At 64.3% G+C, this 16,544-nt stretch carries 12 protein-coding genes and 1 tRNA gene; all 13 read left to right on the top strand.

Translation table 11 applies throughout. The features are described 5' to 3' along the window. The coding region (locus AC3WTD_RS18010; RefSeq protein ID WP_492614598.1) for an EF-Tu C-terminal domain-related protein at positions 1–114 on the top strand (114 nt) is incomplete at its 5' end. 101 nt (positions 115–215) lie between these two features. Further along, positions 216–291, top strand: a tRNA-Trp gene (locus AC3WTD_RS18005). Positions 292–372: 81 nt separating this feature from the next. Beyond that, positions 373–768, top strand: coding sequence for a preprotein translocase subunit SecE (gene secE / locus AC3WTD_RS18000; RefSeq protein ID WP_027491702.1), 396 nt, complete (start codon positions 373–375; stop codon positions 766–768). A 7-nt stretch (positions 769–775) separates the two neighbouring features. Beyond that, the gene (nusG, locus tag AC3WTD_RS17995) at positions 776–1,336 is read left to right on the top strand and encodes a transcription termination/antitermination protein NusG (protein ID WP_007514530.1); all 561 of its coding nucleotides are present in this window, start codon (positions 776–778) and stop codon (positions 1,334–1,336) included. A 431-nt stretch (positions 1,337–1,767) separates the two neighbouring features. Then, entirely contained in the window at positions 1,768–2,196 is a 429-nt protein-coding gene (rplK, locus tag AC3WTD_RS17990) for a 50S ribosomal protein L11 (protein ID WP_027491701.1), read from the top strand. Positions 2,197–2,199: 3 nt separating this feature from the next. Beyond that, positions 2,200–2,907 (top strand): 50S ribosomal protein L1, encoded by a 708-nt coding sequence (gene rplA / locus AC3WTD_RS17985; protein WP_027491700.1) that lies wholly within the window; start codon positions 2,200–2,202, stop codon positions 2,905–2,907. Positions 2,908–3,256: 349 nt separating this feature from the next. After that, positions 3,257–3,790 carry a 50S ribosomal protein L10 gene (rplJ, locus tag AC3WTD_RS17980; RefSeq protein ID WP_007514535.1) on the top strand — a complete coding sequence of 178 codons (534 nt, stop codon included), beginning with the start codon at positions 3,257–3,259 and terminating at the stop codon, positions 3,788–3,790. Positions 3,791–3,834: 44 nt separating this feature from the next. Then, positions 3,835–4,206, top strand: a complete 372-nt coding sequence (rplL, locus tag AC3WTD_RS17975; RefSeq protein ID WP_007514537.1) for a 50S ribosomal protein L7/L12 — start codon at positions 3,835–3,837, stop codon at positions 4,204–4,206. 225 nt (positions 4,207–4,431) lie between these two features. Then, positions 4,432–8,595: a DNA-directed RNA polymerase subunit beta gene (rpoB, locus tag AC3WTD_RS17970; protein WP_369491338.1), complete on the top strand. Its 4,164-nt coding sequence runs from the start codon at positions 4,432–4,434 to the stop codon at positions 8,593–8,595. A gap of 134 nt (positions 8,596–8,729) precedes the next feature. Beyond that, a complete protein-coding gene (gene rpoC, locus AC3WTD_RS17965) occupies positions 8,730–12,944 on the top strand; it encodes a DNA-directed RNA polymerase subunit beta' (RefSeq protein WP_027491698.1) in 4,215 nt (1,404 codons plus the stop codon). Between the two features lie 177 nt (positions 12,945–13,121). After that, a complete protein-coding gene (gene rpsL, locus AC3WTD_RS17960) occupies positions 13,122–13,496 on the top strand; it encodes a 30S ribosomal protein S12 (RefSeq protein ID WP_007083021.1) in 375 nt (124 codons plus the stop codon). Between the two features lie 69 nt (positions 13,497–13,565). Next, positions 13,566–14,033, top strand: a complete 468-nt coding sequence (gene rpsG / locus AC3WTD_RS17955) for a 30S ribosomal protein S7 (protein ID WP_027491697.1) — start codon at positions 13,566–13,568, stop codon at positions 14,031–14,033. Between the two features lie 183 nt (positions 14,034–14,216). Further along, positions 14,217–16,346 (top strand): elongation factor G, encoded by a 2,130-nt coding sequence (fusA, locus tag AC3WTD_RS17950; RefSeq protein WP_027491696.1) that lies wholly within the window; start codon positions 14,217–14,219, stop codon positions 16,344–16,346. Positions 16,347–16,544: the final 198 nt, after the last annotated feature.

The following is a 16,544-nucleotide window of genomic DNA, read 5'->3' as shown; positions in this document are numbered from 1 at the left end:
AAGATGGTGGTGAGCCTGATCCACCCGATCGCGATGGACGAAGGCCTGCGTTTCGCCATCCGCGAAGGCGGCCGCACTGTCGGCGCCGGCGTGGTGGCCAAGGTCATCAAGTAATATCGTGGGATTCGGGATTCGAGATTCGGGATTCGGAAGGGTAGGCTTCACGCCGTTCCGCTTTTTACGAATCCCGAATCTCGAATCCCGAATCCCGTTCTACGCCAGTAGCTCAATTGGCAGAGCAGCGGTCTCCAAAACCGCAGGTTGGGGGTTCAAGTCCCTCCTGGCGTGCCACTTCCCCGAGGATCGAGACGGGTGGCGATGGCAAGGTCGGCCGCAAGGCGCGCCATGCTGCTGACACCGAGTCGCTAGTGCATGAATACCAAGGCAGAGCAGCCCAAGGGCACGAACGCCGCCGACATCGGCAAGCTGGTACTGGCGGGCCTGGTGCTGGCTGCCGGCATCTTTGCCTACTCCTGGTTCGGCCGGGATGGCAGCATTTCATCGTCGGTACGCCTGCTGGGCGTGCTGGCCGCGTTCGTGGTGGCGGCGGCGATTGCCGCATTCACCGCGCTGGGCCGACGGGTGCGGAACTTCATCGCCGAGTCGCAGTTCGAGATGCGCAAGGTGGTCTGGCCGACCCGCGACGAGACGATCAAGACGACCGGCATCATCATCCTGGTGGTGATCGTGCTGTCGCTACTGCTGGGTCTTATCGACCTGATCCTGAAGTCGGTCATTCTCGACTGGCTGCTGAAGCTGGGTAGCTGAGGTGAGCATGAGCAAGCGCTGGTACGTGGTGCACGCCTATTCGGGCTTCGAGAACCAGGTGAAGCGTTCCCTCGAGGAGCGCATCAAGCGCGCCGCGATGGAAGAGAAATTCGGCGAGGTGCTGGTGCCGACCGAGGAAGTGATCGAGATGCGCGGCGGCCAGAAGCGACGCAGCGATCGCAAGTTCTTCCCGGGTTACGTGCTGGTGCAGATCGAGACGAATACCGAGGGCAAGTCGCCCCGGATCGACGACGAATGCTGGCACCTGATCAAGGAAACCCCGAAGGTCATGGGGTTCATCGGCGGCACCGCCGACCGCCCGCTGCCGATCAAGGACAGCGAGGCCGACGCCATCCTCAGCCGGGTGCGCGAGGGCGTCGAGAAGCCCCGTCCCAAGGTGCTGTTCGAGCCGGGCGAGATGGTGCGCGTCACCGAGGGGCCGTTCAACGACTTCAACGGCGTGGTCGAGGAAGTCAACTACGAGAAGAGCCGCCTGCGCGTGGCGGTGCTGATCTTCGGCCGCTCGACCCCGGTGGAGCTGGAGTTCGGCCAGGTCGAGAAGGCCTGAGAGGTTGTGATTTTTTCAACCTCTCAGGCCGGCCACGGCGAGGGCATGGCGAGGGCATGGATGCCCGAGTTGAGGCAACGCAGGAGCGGTTGCCCGATGGCCGGACATGAAACAGTCACGTAAGTGACTGTTTCATGTGAGCGAGTCCGGGCGTGTACCGGACTCGCGACTGAAGAAAACCACAGGAAGTGGTTTTCTTCACAAGCTCTGATCGGACCGTCCCTGGCCGGGGCAGCCCGGCTCCCGATTCGGCGACCTTGGCACGGGGCTTGCTGATGACCAGGTAAATCTCTATACTGCGCGGTTCACGCGGGGTCTTTTTGACCCGGCGTGTCCGCGTTTCGGATCTGCACGAGGCAGATCTTCCTTCCATCCACGGAACGGTGAACAGCGAGGAGCCGCAAGGCGCCCGGACTCGCGAGGAAAATCCCATGGCAAAGAAAGTCGTCGGTTACATCAAACTGCAGGTCAAGGCCGGTCAGGCCAATCCGTCGCCGCCGGTGGGCCCCGCCCTCGGCCAGCGCGGCCTGAACATCATGGAGTTCTGCAAGGCGTTCAATGCCGCCACGCAGAAGCTGGAGCCGGGTCTGCCGATCCCGACCATCATCACGGCGTACTCCGACCGCAGCTTCACCTTCATCACCAAGACCCCGCCCGCCACCATCCTTCTGAAGAAGGCCACCGGCGTCGCCAAGGGTTCGCAGAAGCCGAACACCGACAAGGTCGGCAAGGTCACCCGCAAGCAGCTGGAAGACATTGCGAAGCAGAAGGAGCCGGACCTGACGGCTGCCGACCTCGACGCCGCGGTGCGCACCATTGCCGGTAGCGCCCGCAGCATGGGCCTTGTGGTGGAGGGTTAAGACATGGCAAAGCTCACGAAGCGTATGAAGGCGGCCCAGGCCGCGGTGCAGCCGGGCAAGTTCTATGCCTTGGACGAGGCGCTGAAGATCGTCAAGGCCAACGCCAAGGCGAAGTTTGCCGAGTCGGTGGACGTGGCCGTGCGTCTGGGCATCGACGCGAAAAAGTCGGACCAGGGCGTGCGCGGCTCCTCGCTGCTGCCGCACGGCACCGGCAAGACCGTCAAGGTGGCTGTGTTCTGCCCGCCGGGCGAGAAGGCGGAGGCGGCCAAGGCCGCCGGTGCCGACGCCGTCGGCATGGACGACCTGGCCGAGCGCATGCAGGGCGGTGATCTCGACTTCGGTCGCGTGATCGCCACCCCGGACGCGATGCGCGTGGTCGGCAAGCTGGGCCAGCTGCTCGGCCCGCGCGGCCTGATGCCGAACCCGAAGGACGGCTCGGTCACCGCCGACGTCGCCACCGCGGTGAAGAACGCCAAGGCCGGCCAGGTGAAGTTCCGCAACGACAAGGCGGGCATCATCCACGCCACCATCGGCAAGGCCAACTTCGAGGCCGAGCAGCTCGCGGACAACCTCAACGCGCTGATCGCCGACCTGCTGAAGGCCAAGCCGGCCACCGCGAAGGGCCAGTTCCTGCAGAAAGTGGCGTTGTCCAGCACCATGGGCGTCGGCGTGGCCGTCGACACCTCGTCGCTGGCTTTGGCCGCCAAGTAAGTATCAAGTCCCGCACCGGCGGTTGCCGGTGCGGGCAGTTTTTGAGGGCAGTCCCGGCCGTTTCGGCGGCCGGGGCCGCTGTCAAAGACCGCAGGCGCGTTCAGCGCGCGACGACGACGGGCAGGGAGCTCGCACAAGGCAGGGAATCGCCGTCGCCGCCAGCGGGATCGCTTAATCGGGTTTCTCGCAAATCCAGCCTGCGCAGATGGTGCTGCCCCTTCTGGAATCGTTCGATGTGTTCTGGAAAGGCCAACACCCGGGGTACCCAGGTGCCCCCGACGTCATGGATGGCGTCGCCCAGGACCGCAAGCGGCAGGAGCCGTGAGCGGAGTTCATTTGGAGGAGTGCAATGGCTCTCAATCTGTCTCAGAAGCAAGAAGTAGTCGCCGAACTGGCAGAAGTTGCCGCGAAGGCTCACTCCCTGGTCGCTGCCGAGTATGCAGGCACCACGGTCGCCCAGATGACCGCGATGCGCAAGAAGGCCCGCGAATCCGGTGTGTACTTGCGGGTTGTCAAGAACACGCTGGCATCGCGCGCCGTGGCTGGTACCGAGTTCGAGGTCGTCAAGGACGCCCTGGTCGGTCCACTGCTGTACGCATTCTCGACGGAGGAACCCGGTGCTGCCGGGCGCCTGATCAAGGAGTTCGCCAAGGACAACGACAAGCTGAAGGCGAAGCTCGTCTCGGTGGAAGGCAAGCTGCTGCCGGCCGCGCATGTCGACGTGCTGGCCTCGCTGCCGACCCGCGAACAGGCGCTGGCCATGCTGGCCCGCGTGCTGGCCGAACCGGCCACCATGTTCGCCCGCGTCGTCAAGGCCGTGGCCGACAAGCAGGGGGGCGGCGAAGTTGCCGCCGAAGCCCCGGCTGAAGCCGAACCCGCCTAAGTTCATCGTCTATCAAATCGAATCCATTTCCAGAGGTAAATGCAATGTCCCTGACCAACGAACAGATCGTTGAAGCCGTCGCCGCCAAGTCGCTGATGGAAGTGATGGACCTGGTGAAGGCCATCGAAGAGAAGTTCGGCGTGACCGCCGCCGCCCCGGTGATGGTTGCCGCCGGCCCGGCCGCTGCCGGCCCGGCTGCCGAAGCACAGACCGAGTTCGACGTCATCCTGAAGACCGCCGGCGCCAAGAAGGTCGACGTGATCAAGGCTGTCCGCGCGATCACCGGCCTGGGCCTGAAGGAAGCCAAGGACCTCACCGAGGCCGGCGGCGTCCTGAAGGAAGCCGTGTCGAAGGAAGATGCCGAGAAGTTCAAGAAGGACCTCGAAGCTGCCGGCGCCACGGTCGAACTGAAGTAATCGGCGCCCTTGCGCGCCATCAGTTTGATCTAGCGTCAAGCAAGCCTGGGGGCGCGAGCCCCCGGGCTTTGCCTGCTTTAAATGAAACGAGATGGGGAATGGAGAATAGGGAATCGGAAATCCGGTTAGATCCTGCCGATTGACGATTCCCTATTCTCGATTCCCTGAAATCCCATTCAGCCGGTGTGTGCACCACCGGCGCCACTGCGAACCGAGGCGCTACCGATCATGGCCTACTCGTTTACCGAGAAGAAACGCATCCGCAAGGACTTTGGCAAGCGTCCGCCCGTGCTGGGCGTGCCGAACCTGCTGACCATCCAGACTGATTCCTACCGGGAATTCCTGCAGGAGCACGTCGCGCCGAAACAGCGCGGCGACAAGGGTTTGCATGCCGCGTTGAAGTCGGTGTTCCCGATCTCCAGCTACTCGGGCAATGCCGCACTGGAGTACGTGGACTACCGCCTGGGCGAGCCGGCGTTCGACGAGCGCGAGTGCCGCAACCGCGGCATGACCTTCGGTGCGCCGCTGCGCACCACCGTGCGCCTGGTGATCTACGACAAGGACAGCCCGGCCTCGAAGAAGGTGGTCAAGTACATCAAGGAGCAGGAGGTCTACATGGGCGAGATCCCGCTCATGACCGACACCGGCACCTTCATCATCAACGGCACCGAGCGCGTGATCGTCTCGCAGCTGCATCGTTCGCCGGGGGTGTTCTTCGACCACGATCGCGGCAAGACGCACAGCTCGGGCAAGCTCTTGTTCTCGGCCCGCGTGATCCCCTACCGCGGCTCCTGGCTGGACTTCGAGTTCGACCCGAAGGACGCGCTGTTCACCCGCATCGACCGTCGCCGCAAGCTGCCGGTGACGGTGCTGCTGCGCGCGCTCGGCTACAACAACGAGGAGATGCTGGGCATCTTCTTCGAGCACAACGTGTTCCACCTGGGCAACAAGGGCGGCACCACGCTGGAGCTGGTCGCCGAGCGCCTGCGCGGCGAGACGCTCTCCTTCGACCTGGCGATCGGTGGCAAGGTGCTGGTGGAAGCCGGCAAGCGCATCACCGCACGCCACGTGCGCCAGCTGGCGGCCGAGAACATCACCGCGCTGGAAGTGCCGGACGACTACCCGGTCGGCCGCATCGTGGCCACCGACATCGTCGACGCCAAGACCGGCGAACTGCTGGCCTCGGCGAACGACGAGATCACTGCCGAGCAGATGGAGAACTTCCGCAAGGCCGGCATCGAAGTCGTGCCGACGCTGTACGTCAACGATCTCGACCGCGGCGCCTACATCTCGCACACCCTGCGCATCGACAACACCAAGACGCCGCTGGAGGCGCTGGTGGAGATTTACCGCATGATGCGCCCGGGCGAGCCGCCGACCAAGGACGCTGCGCAGAACCTGTTCTTCAACCTGTTCTTCACCTTCGACCGCTACGACCTGTCGGCGGTCGGCCGGATGAAGTTCAACCGCCGCGTGGGCCGCAAGGAAATCCTCGGCCCGGGCGTGCTGTACGACCACAAGTACTTCAGCGAGCGCAAGGAAGAGGAGTCGCAGCGGCTGGTCAAGGAGCAGGGCGAGTCGTCCGACATCCTCGACGTGCTGAAGGTGCTGATCGACATCAAGAACGGCCATGGCACCGTCGACGACATCGACCATCTGGGCAACCGTCGCGTGCGTTCGGTCGGCGAAATGGCCGAGAACACCTTCCGCATCGGTCTGGTGCGCGTGGAACGCGCCGTGCGCGAGCGCCTGTCGCTGGCCGAGGCCGATGGCCTGACCCCGCAGGACCTGATCAACGCCAAGCCGGTCGCGGCGGCGGTGAAGGAGTTCTTCGGCTCCTCGCAGCTGTCGCAGTTCATGGACCAGAACAACCCGCTGTCGGAAGTGACGCACAAGCGCCGCGTCTCCGCGCTGGGGCCGGGTGGCCTGACCCGCGAGCGCGCCGGCTTCGAAGTGCGCGACGTGCATCCGACCCACTACGGCCGCGTCTGCACCATCGAGACGCCGGAAGGCCCGAACATCGGCCTGATCAACTCGCTGGCCGTGTATGCCCGCACCAACGCCTACGGCTTCCTCGAGACGCCGTACCGCAAGGTCGCCAACAGCAAGGTCACCGACAAGGTCGACTACCTGTCGGCGATCGAGGAAGGCGACCACGTGATCGCCCAGGCGAACTCGCCGCTGGACAAGCACGGCGCGTTCCTGGAGGACTTCGTGTCCTGCCGTTTCCGTGGCGAGTCCGAGCTGCGCCCGGCTGCCGAGGTCGACTACATGGACGTCTCGCCGATGCAGACCGTGTCGGTCGCCGCGGCGCTGGTGCCGTTCCTGGAGCATGACGACGCGAACCGCGCGCTGATGGGCGCGAACATGCAGCGCCAGGCCGTGCCGACGCTGCGCTCGCAGACCCCGCTGGTCGGTACCGGCATCGAGCGCGCGGTGGCGCGCGACTCGGGCGTCATCGTCTCCGCCAAGCGCGGCGGGGTGATCGACCAGGTCGACGCGGCGCGCATCGTGGTGCGCGTGAACGAGGAGGAGGTCGGCGGCAACGACGCCGGCGTCGATATCTACACGTTGACCAAGTACACCCGCTCCAACCAGAACACCAACCTCAACCAGCGCCCGCTGGTGAACGTCGGCGACGTGGTGGCGAAGGGCGACACGCTGGCCGACGGTTCGTCGACCGACCTGGGCGAGCTCGCGCTCGGCCAGAACATGCTGATCGCCTTCATGCCGTGGAACGGCTACAACTTCGAAGACTCGATCCTGCTCTCCGAGCGCGTCGTGCAGGAGGACCGCTACACCTCGATCCACATCGAGGAGCTGTCCTGCATCGCGCGCGACACCAAGCTGGGCGCCGAGGAAATCACCGCCGACATCCCGAACGTGGGTGAGCAGGCGCTGGCGCGCCTCGACGAATCCGGCATCGTGTACATCGGTGCCGAGGTGAAGGCCGGCGACATCATGGTCGGCAAGGTCACGCCCAAGGGCGAGAGCCAGCTGACACCGGAAGAGAAGCTGCTGCGCGCGATCTTCGGCGAGAAGGCGTCCGACGTGAAGGACAGCTCGCTGCGCGTGCCCCCGGGCATGGACGGCACCGTGATCGACGTGCAGGTGTTCACCCGCGACGGCATCGAGAAGGACAAGCGCGCCAAGCAGATCGAGGAAACCGAGGTCAAGCGGGTGCGCAAGGATCTGGACGACCAGTTCCGCATCCTCGAAGGCGCGATCTACAGCCGCATGCGCACCCAGCTGGTCGGCAAGTCCGCGATGAGCGGTCCGGGCGGCCTGAAGCGCGGCGCCGAGATCACCGACGCGTATCTCGACGGCCTGAAGAAGGACGACTGGTTCAAGGTCAACGTCAAGGACGAGGAGGTCACCGAGTTCCTCGAGCGTGCCGCCGAGCAGATCAAGCGCCACAAGGAAGAGTTCGACAAGCGCTTCAAGGAGAAGCAGGGCAAGATCACCCAGGGCGACGACCTCGCGCCGGGCGTGCTGAAGATGGTCAAGGTGTTCCTGGCCGTGAAGCGTCGCATCCAGCCGGGCGACAAGATGGCCGGCCGCCACGGCAACAAGGGCGTGGTGTCCAACGTGGTGCCGGTGGAGGACATGCCGTACATGGCCAACGGCGAGGCGGTGGATATCTGCCTGAACCCGCTGGGCGTGCCGTCGCGCATGAACATCGGGCAGATTCTCGAGGTGCATCTGGGCTGGGCCGCCAAGGGCCTGGGCAAGAAGATCCAGAAGATGATCGAGGCGCAGGAGAAGGTGGCCGAGATCCGCAAGTTCCTCGACCAGATCTACAACAGCCACGTCGCCGGTGCCGTGCAGCACGTCGATCTGAAGTCGCTCACCGACAAGGAGATCTTCGCGCTCGCCACCAACCTGCAGGAAGGCGTGCCGATGGCGACGCCGGTGTTCGACGGTGCGGAAGAGACTGAGATCAAGGCGATGCTGAAGCTGGCTGATCTGCCGGAATCCGGTCAGACCATGCTGTACGACGGCCGCACCGGCGAGGCATTCGACCGCCCGGTCACCGTGGGCTACATGCATTACCTGAAGCTCAACCACCTGGTCGACGACAAGATGCACGCGCGCTCCACCGGCCCGTACTCGCTGGTCACCCAGCAGCCGCTGGGCGGCAAGGCGCAGTTCGGCGGCCAGCGCTTCGGCGAGATGGAAGTGTGGGCGCTGGAAGCCTACGGCGCGGCCTACACCCTGCAGGAAATGCTGACGGTGAAGTCCGACGACGTGCAGGGCCGCAACCAGATGTACAAGAACATCGTCGACGGCAACCACGAAATGTCCGCGGGCATGCCGGAGTCCTTCAACGTGCTGGTGAAGGAAATCCGCTCGCTCGCCATCGACATCGATCTGGAAGAGGTCAAGTGATTTGGCAAGGGAGTAGGGAATAGGGAACAGGGAGTCGCGAAGGCACGAAACATCGCCGCGACCCCGAACCTTCATTCCCCGCTCTTCCCATTCCCGATTCTCCATTCCCTATTCCCGATCTTTCGGAGATTCAAATGAAAGACTTGCTCAACCTCTTCAACCAGCAGCGCACGACGCCGGATTTCGACGCGATCAAGATCGCGCTCGCCTCGCCGGAGCTGATCCGCTCGTGGTCGTACGGCGAAGTGAAGAAACCGGAGACGATCAACTACCGCACCTTCAAGCCCGAGCGCGACGGTCTGTTCTGCGCCGCCATCTTCGGCCCGGTGAAGGACTACGAGTGCCTGTGCGGCAAGTACAAGCGCATGAAGCACCGCGGCGTGGTGTGCGAGAAGTGCGGCACGGAAGTGACCCTGGCCAAGGTGCGCCGCGAGCGCATGGGCCACATCGAGCTGGCCAGCCCGACCGCGCACATCTGGTTCCTGAAATCGCTGCCCTCGCGCATCGGCCTGATGCTGGACATGACCCTGCGCGACATCGAGCGCATCCTGTACTTCGAGGCCTTCGTGGTGATCGATCCGGGCATGACCGCGCTGGAGCGCGGCCAGCTGCTCAGCGAGGATCAGTATCTGGAAGCGACCGAGGAGCACGGCGACGAGTTCGACGCGCGGATGGGTGCCGAGGCGGTGTTTCACCTGCTGAAGTCGCTTGATCTGCCGGGCGAAGTCATCCGCCTGAAGGAAGAGATCGCCTCCACCAATTCCGAGACCAAGCTCAAGCGCCTCACCAAGCGCGTCAAGCTGATCGAGGCGTTCCTGGAGTCCGGCAACAAGCCGGAGTGGATGGTGCTGACCGTGCTGCCCGTGCTGCCGCCGGACCTGCGTCCGCTGGTGCCGCTGGACGGTGGTCGCTTCGCCACCTCCGACCTGAATGACCTGTACCGTCGCGTCATCAACCGCAACAACCGCCTCAAGCGGCTGCTCGAACTCAATGCGCCCGACATCATCGTGCGCAACGAGAAGCGCATGCTGCAGGAATCGGTCGACGCGCTGCTCGACAACGGCCGCCGCGGCCGTGCCATCACCGGCACCAACAAGCGCGCGCTGAAGTCGCTGGCCGACATGATCAAGGGCAAGCAGGGCCGCTTCCGCCAGAACCTGCTCGGCAAGCGTGTGGACTACTCCGGCCGTTCGGTGATCGTGGTCGGCCCGACGCTGCGCCTGCACCAGTGTGGCCTGCCCAAGAAGATGGCGCTGGAGCTGTTCAAGCCGTTCATCTTCGCCAAGCTGCAGGCACGTGGCGAAGCCACCACCATCAAGGCGGCGAAGAAGCTGGTCGAGCGCGAGGAAGGCCAGGTGTGGGACATCCTCGAAGAGGTGATCCGCGAACATCCGGTGCTGCTGAACCGCGCGCCGACCCTGCACCGCCTCGGCATCCAGGCGTTCGAGCCGAAGCTGATCGAAGGCAAGGCGATCCAGCTGCACCCGCTGGTCTGCACCGCGTTCAACGCGGACTTCGACGGCGACCAGATGGCCGTGCACGTGCCGTTGTCGATCGAGGCGCAGCTGGAAGCGCGCACGCTGATGATGTCGTCCAACAACATCCTGTCGCCCGCCAACGGCGAGCCGATCATCGTGCCGACCCAGGACGTGGTGCTGGGCCTGTACTACATGACCCGCGAGCTGATCAACGCCAAGGGCACGGGCATGGTGTTCTCCGGCGTCTCGGAAGCGCGCCGCGCCTACGACAACCGTGCGGTCGAGCTGCATGCCAAGGTCAAGGTGCGCCTGAAGCTGGTGCACATTGCCGAAGACGGTACGCGCAGCAGCGAAACCCGGCTGGTCGAGACCACCGTGGGCCGTGCGCTGCTCGCCGAGATCCTGCCGGAGGGCCTGCCGTTCGAGCTGGCCAACACCGAGCTGACCAAGAAGAACATCTCACGGCTGATCAACTCCAGCTATCGCCTGCTGGGCCTGAAGGAAACCGTGGTGTTCGCCGACAAGCTGATGTACACCGGCTACCGGTTCGCCACGCGCGCGGGCATCTCGATCGGCATCGACGACATGCTGATCCCGAACGAGAAGAAGACCATCCTCGACGAGGCCGAGAAGGAAGTCGTCGAGATCCAGCAGCAATACCAGTCGGGTCTGGTCACCGCCGGCGAGCGCTACAACAAGGTGGTCGACATCTGGTCGCGCACCAGCGAGCAGGTAGCCAAGGCGATGATCGACGGCATCGGCACCGAGAAGGTGGTCGATGCCGAAGGCAAGATGGTCAGCCAGAAGTCGATGAACTCGCTGTACATCATGGCCGACTCCGGCGCGCGTGGCTCGGTGGCGCAGATCCGCCAGCTGGCCGGCATGCGCGGCCTGATGGCGCGTCCGGACGGCTCGATCATCGAGACGCCGATCAAGGCCAACTTCCGCGAAGGCCTGAACGTGCTGCAGTACTTCAACTCGACCCACGGCGCCCGCAAGGGCCTGGCGGATACCGCGCTGAAGACCGCCAACTCCGGTTACCTGACCCGCCGCCTGGTCGACGTGGCGCAGGACGTGGTCGTCACCATGGACGACTGCGGCACCGAGGACGGCGTCACCATGCAGCCGATCGTCGAAGGCGGCGATGTGGTCGAGCCGTTGCGTGACCGCGTGCTCGGCCGTGTGGTGGTCGAGGATGTCTACGCCCCCGGCGACGACGACCGCCCGATCGTCACCCGCGACACGCTGCTCAACGAAGCCCTGGTCGAGAAGCTCGACAAGGCCGGCGTGCAGATCATCAAGGTGCGTTCGCCGATCACCTGCGAAGCCGTCCACGGCGTGTGCAAGCTGTGCTACGGCCGCGATCTGGCCCGTGGCCACCTGGTCAACATGGGCGAGGCCGTGGGCGTGGTCGCCGCGCAGTCGATCGGCGAACCGGGCACCCAGCTGACCATGCGTACGTTCCACATCGGCGGCGCGGCTTCGCGTGCGGCGGCGGTGGACAACGTGACGGTGAAGACCACCGGCTCGCTGAAGTTCAACAACCTGAAATCGGTGCAGCACAAGCAGGGCCACCTGGTGGCGGTGTCGCGTTCGGGCGAGCTGAGCGTGATCGACGCCAGCGGCCGCGAGCGCGAGCGCTACAAGGTGCCGTACGGCGCCGTCATCGCGGTCAAGGACGGCGCGCCGGTCAAGCCGGGCCAGACCGTGGCGAACTGGGATCCGCATACCCATCCGATCGTCACCGAGGTGGCCGGTGTGGTGCGCTTCATCGATTTCCTCGATGGCGTCACCGTGCAGAGCCAGACCGACGAGCTGACCGGCCTGGAGTCGGCGGTGGTCACCGATCCGAAGCGTCGTGGCGCGCAGGCGAAGGACCTGCGTCCGATCGTGCGCCTGGAAGACGCCAAGGGCCGGGAGCTCAAGCTGCCGGGTACCGACATCGCCGCGCAGTATTTCCTGCCGGCCGGTGCGATCGTGTCGATCCAGAACGGTGCCGAAGTGGGCGTGGGCGACGTGGTCGCGCGTATCCCGCAGGAAACCTCCAAGACCCGCGACATCACCGGTGGTCTGCCGCGTGTCGCCGACCTGTTCGAGGCACGCAAGCCGAAGGAACCGGCGATCCTCGCCGAGCGCTCCGGCATCATCAGCTTCGGCAAGGACACCAAGGGCAAGCAGCGTCTGATCATCAAGGACGTCGACGGCAACGAGCACGAGGAGCTGATTCCAAAGTGGCGCCAGGTCATCGTGTTCGAGGGCGAGCACGTGGAGAAGGGCGAAACCGTCGTCGACGGCGAGCCGAGTCCGCATGACATCCTGCGCCTGCTCGGCGTGGAGCCGCTGGCTACGTACTTGGTCAAGGAAATCCAGGACGTGTACCGCCTGCAGGGCGTGAAGATCAACGACAAGCACATCGAGGCGATCATTCGCCAGATGCTGCGCAAGGTCGAGATCGTCGAGCCGGGCGAAAGCCATTATCTGCGCGGCGAGCAGGTCGAGCGCGTGCGGATCAACGGCGAGAACGAGCGTGCGCTCGCCAAGGGTGAGCGTCCCGCGGAATACCAGTCGGTGCTGCTGGGCATCACCAAGGCGTCGCTGGCGACCGAATCGTTCATCTCGGCGGCCTCGTTCCAGGAGACCACCCGCGTTCTGACCGAGGCGGCGGTTCGTGGCACGCGCGACACCTTGCGTGGCCTGAAGGAAAATGTTATTGTCGGCCGTCTTATTCCGGCAGGCACGGGTCTGGCGTACCACGCATCGCGTCGTCGCCAGGGCGGTTTGACCGCCACGGAGCTGGAAACCCTTTCTGGTTCCACGCCTGCAGTCTCGTTTGCGGAGGCTCCAGCCGGCGGTGCAAACGGTGTCGAGTAAACCTGTACGGGGTGTTGCTCGCTGACATACGAAATGAGGTGCACGGACGCACCTCGTGTTCGGGTCCAGGACGACTGAGCATTGGCTTGCCTAGAGTGGGCCGCTCATGTTAAATTCCCGCTTCTTGGCAGACCGAGCTTATTCGGGCTGCCTTTATGTTTTCAGGAACAGCTTCGCATGACGACAGTCAACCAGTTGGTGCGCAAAAACCGCAGCCCGAAGACCTACAAGAGTGGGTCGCCCGCCCTGCAGAGCAGCCCGCAGCGTCGCGGCGTCTGCACGCGCGTTTACACGACCACTCCGAAGAAGCCGAACTCGGCCCTGCGCAAGGTTGCCAAGGTGCGCCTGACCAACGGTTTCGAGGTCATCAGCTACATCGGTGGCGAAGGCCACAACCTGCAGGAGCACTCGGTGGTGCTGATCCGCGGCGGTCGCGTCAAGGACCTGCCGGGTGTGCGTTATCACACGGTGCGTGGCAGCCTCGACTGCGCCGGCGTCACCAAACGCCGCCAGTCGCGCTCGAAGTACGGCGCCAAGCGCCCGAAGAAATAATGTCATGCGGCCTTTGCTGGCCGCTTTTCAAGCGGGCAGGAATGTCCGCCAAAATAACGGACAACAAACATGTCGCGTAAAGGTTCACATCCCGCCCGTCTGGTTTTGCCCGATCCCAAGCACGGCAGCCAACTGATCGCCCGCTTCATCAACATGGTGATGAAGAGCGGCAAGAAGTCGGTCGCCGAAAGCATCGTCTACGGCGCGCTGCAGCAAATCGGCGAGAAGAACGCCGAGCCGGTAGCCCTGGTCGAGAAGGCGCTGAACAATATCGCCCCGGCGGTCGAGGTGAAATCCCGCCGCGTCGGCGGCGCCACCTACCAGGTACCGGTCGAGGTGCGCCCGGGTCGCCGCATGGCGCTGGCCATGCGCTGGGTCATCGATGCCGCCCGCAAGCGCGGCGAGACCTCGATGCCGCGCAAGCTGGCTGCCGAGTTGCTGGAGGCTTCGGAAAGCCGCGGCGGCGCCGCCAAGAAGCGCGAGGAAACGCATCGCATGGCCGAGGCCAACAAGGCCTTCTCGCACTACCGCTGGTAAGCGGCGTTGCCTTGGCCGTCGTCCTGACGGCCAAGGGCATTCCGCCACACTTGGCGGAACTCGGCCCGGGCCACACCAGATGGCGGCAAGGGCATTCCGCCATATCGGGCGGATTCTCAAACGGAACGCGGCCCGGATGGTCGCGCTAATCAGGGCAGGGTAGCCCGGCAAAGGTATACATCCATGGCACGCACCACTCCTATCGAGCGCTACCGCAACTTCGGCATCATGGCCCACATCGATGCGGGCAAGACTACGACCACGGAGCGCATCCTGTTCTACACCGGCGTCTCGCACAAGATTGGCGAGGTGCACGACGGTGCGGCCACGATGGACTGGATGGAGCAGGAGCAGGAGCGCGGCATCACCATCACTTCCGCCGCCACCACGGCGTTCTGGAAGGGCATGGATGGTTCGATGGAGCAGCACCGCTTCAACATCATCGACACCCCGGGACACGTGGACTTCACCATCGAGGTGGAGCGTTCGCTGCGCGTGCTCGACGGCGCGGTGTTCGTGTTGTGCGCGGTCGGCGGCGTGCAGCCGCAGTCGGAGACCGTATGGCGCCAGGCCAACAAGTACAAGGTGCCGCGCCTCGCGTTCGTCAACAAGATGGACCGCACCGGCGCCAACTTCGACAAGGTGGTGGGTCAACTGAAGTCGCGTCTGGGCGCGCACCCGGTGCCGATGGTGGTGCCGATCGGTGCCGAGGACGGCTTCGAGGGCGTGGTCGACCTGCTGAAGATGAAGTCGATCACCTGGGACATGGCGTCCCAGGGCATGAAGTTCGACTACCAGGACATTCCGGCGAACCTCAAGGACAAGGCTGACGAGGCGCACAGCTTCATGGTCGAGTCTGCGGCCGAAGCCACCGAAGAGCTGATGAACAAGTACCTCGAGGAGGGTTCCCTCAGCGAGGACGAGATTATCGCAGGCCTGCGCCAGCGCACGCTGGCTAGCGAAATCATCCCGGTCTACTGCGGCACTGCGTTCAAGAACAAGGGCGTGCAGGCGATGCTGGACGCGGTGGTGTACCTGCTGCCGTCGCCGGTCGACCGTCCGCCGGTGGCCGGCATGGACGAGAACGAGCACGAGGCGACCCGCAAGGCGGACGACGCCGTGCCGTTCTCCGCGCTTGCGTTCAAGATCATGACGGATCCGTTCGTCGGTTCGCTGACCTTCTTCCGCGTCTACTCGGGCGTGCTGAATGCCGGCGATGCCGTCTACAACCCGGTGAAGTCGAAGAAAGAGCGCATCGGTCGCATCCTGCAGATGCACGCGAACGATCGTCAGGAGCTGAAGGAAGTCCGCGCGGGCGACATCGCCGCTGCGGTCGGCCTGAAGGACGTGACGACGGGTGACACGCTGTGCGCGCAGGATCACATCATCACTCTGGAGCGCATGACGTTCCCGGAGCCGGTGATCTCGATGGCGGTCGAGCCGAAGACCAAGTCCGACCAGGAAAAGATGGGCATCGCGCTCGGCCGTCTGGCCGCTGAGGATCCGTCGTTCCGCGTGCGTACGGACGAGGAGTCGGGTCAGACCATCATCTCGGGCATGGGTGAGCTGCACCTGGACATCCTGGTCGATCGCATGCGGCGCGAGTTCAACGTCGAGGCCAATGTCGGCAAGCCGCAGGTGGCCTACCGCGAGACGATCCGCAGCAGCGACGTGAAGTCCGACTACAAGCACGCCAAGCAGTCCGGCGGCAAGGGCCAGTACGGCCACGTGGTGATCGAGATGTCGCCGATCAGCGACGCCGACCGCGCCGACGAGAAGCTTGCTTCGATGATCAAGGACGACTTCCTGTTCATCAACGACATCACCGGCGGCGTGATCCCGAAGGAGTTCATCCCCTCGGTCGAAAAGGGCCTGCGCGAAACCATCACCAGCGGTCCGCTGGCGGGCTTCCCGGTGGTGGGCGTCAAGGTGAAGCTGGTGTTCGGCTCCTACCACGACGTCGACTCGTCCGAAATGGCGTTCAAGCTGGCCGCCTCGATGGCGTTCAAGCAGGGCTTCGCCAAGGCTTCGCCGGTGCTGCTCGAACCGATCATGAAGGTCGAGGTGGTGACGCCGGAGGACTACGTGGGTGACGTGATGGGCGACATGAGCCGTCGCCGCGGCATCCTGCGTGGCCAGGAAGATACGCCGTCAGGCAAGACCATCGACGCGTTCGTGCCGCTGGGCGAGATGTTCGGTTACGCGACCACGATCCGTTCGCTGACCCAGGGTCGCGCCACTTTCACAATGGAGTTCGACCACTACGCCGAGGCGCCGAGCAACATCGCCGAGCAGGTCATGAAGAAGGCGTGACTTGCTCGATCTTCCTGATCGCAACGACAAGGATCAGGAAGCGGCCATTCATGGCCGCACTTTCAAAAGAAGCGGCCATTCGTGGCGCATCATCAAATAAGTTCTCTCAGAGGTCTGAGTCATGGCAAAGGGTAAATTCGAACGCACCAAGCCGCACGTGAACGTCGGCACGATTGGTCACGTGGATCACGGCAAGAC

This window comes from Rhodanobacter sp. FW106-PBR-R2A-1-15, assembly GCF_058789735.1.
Note: the sequence above shows the minus strand (reverse complement) of the source record. Positions and strands in the feature narration are given on the sequence as shown.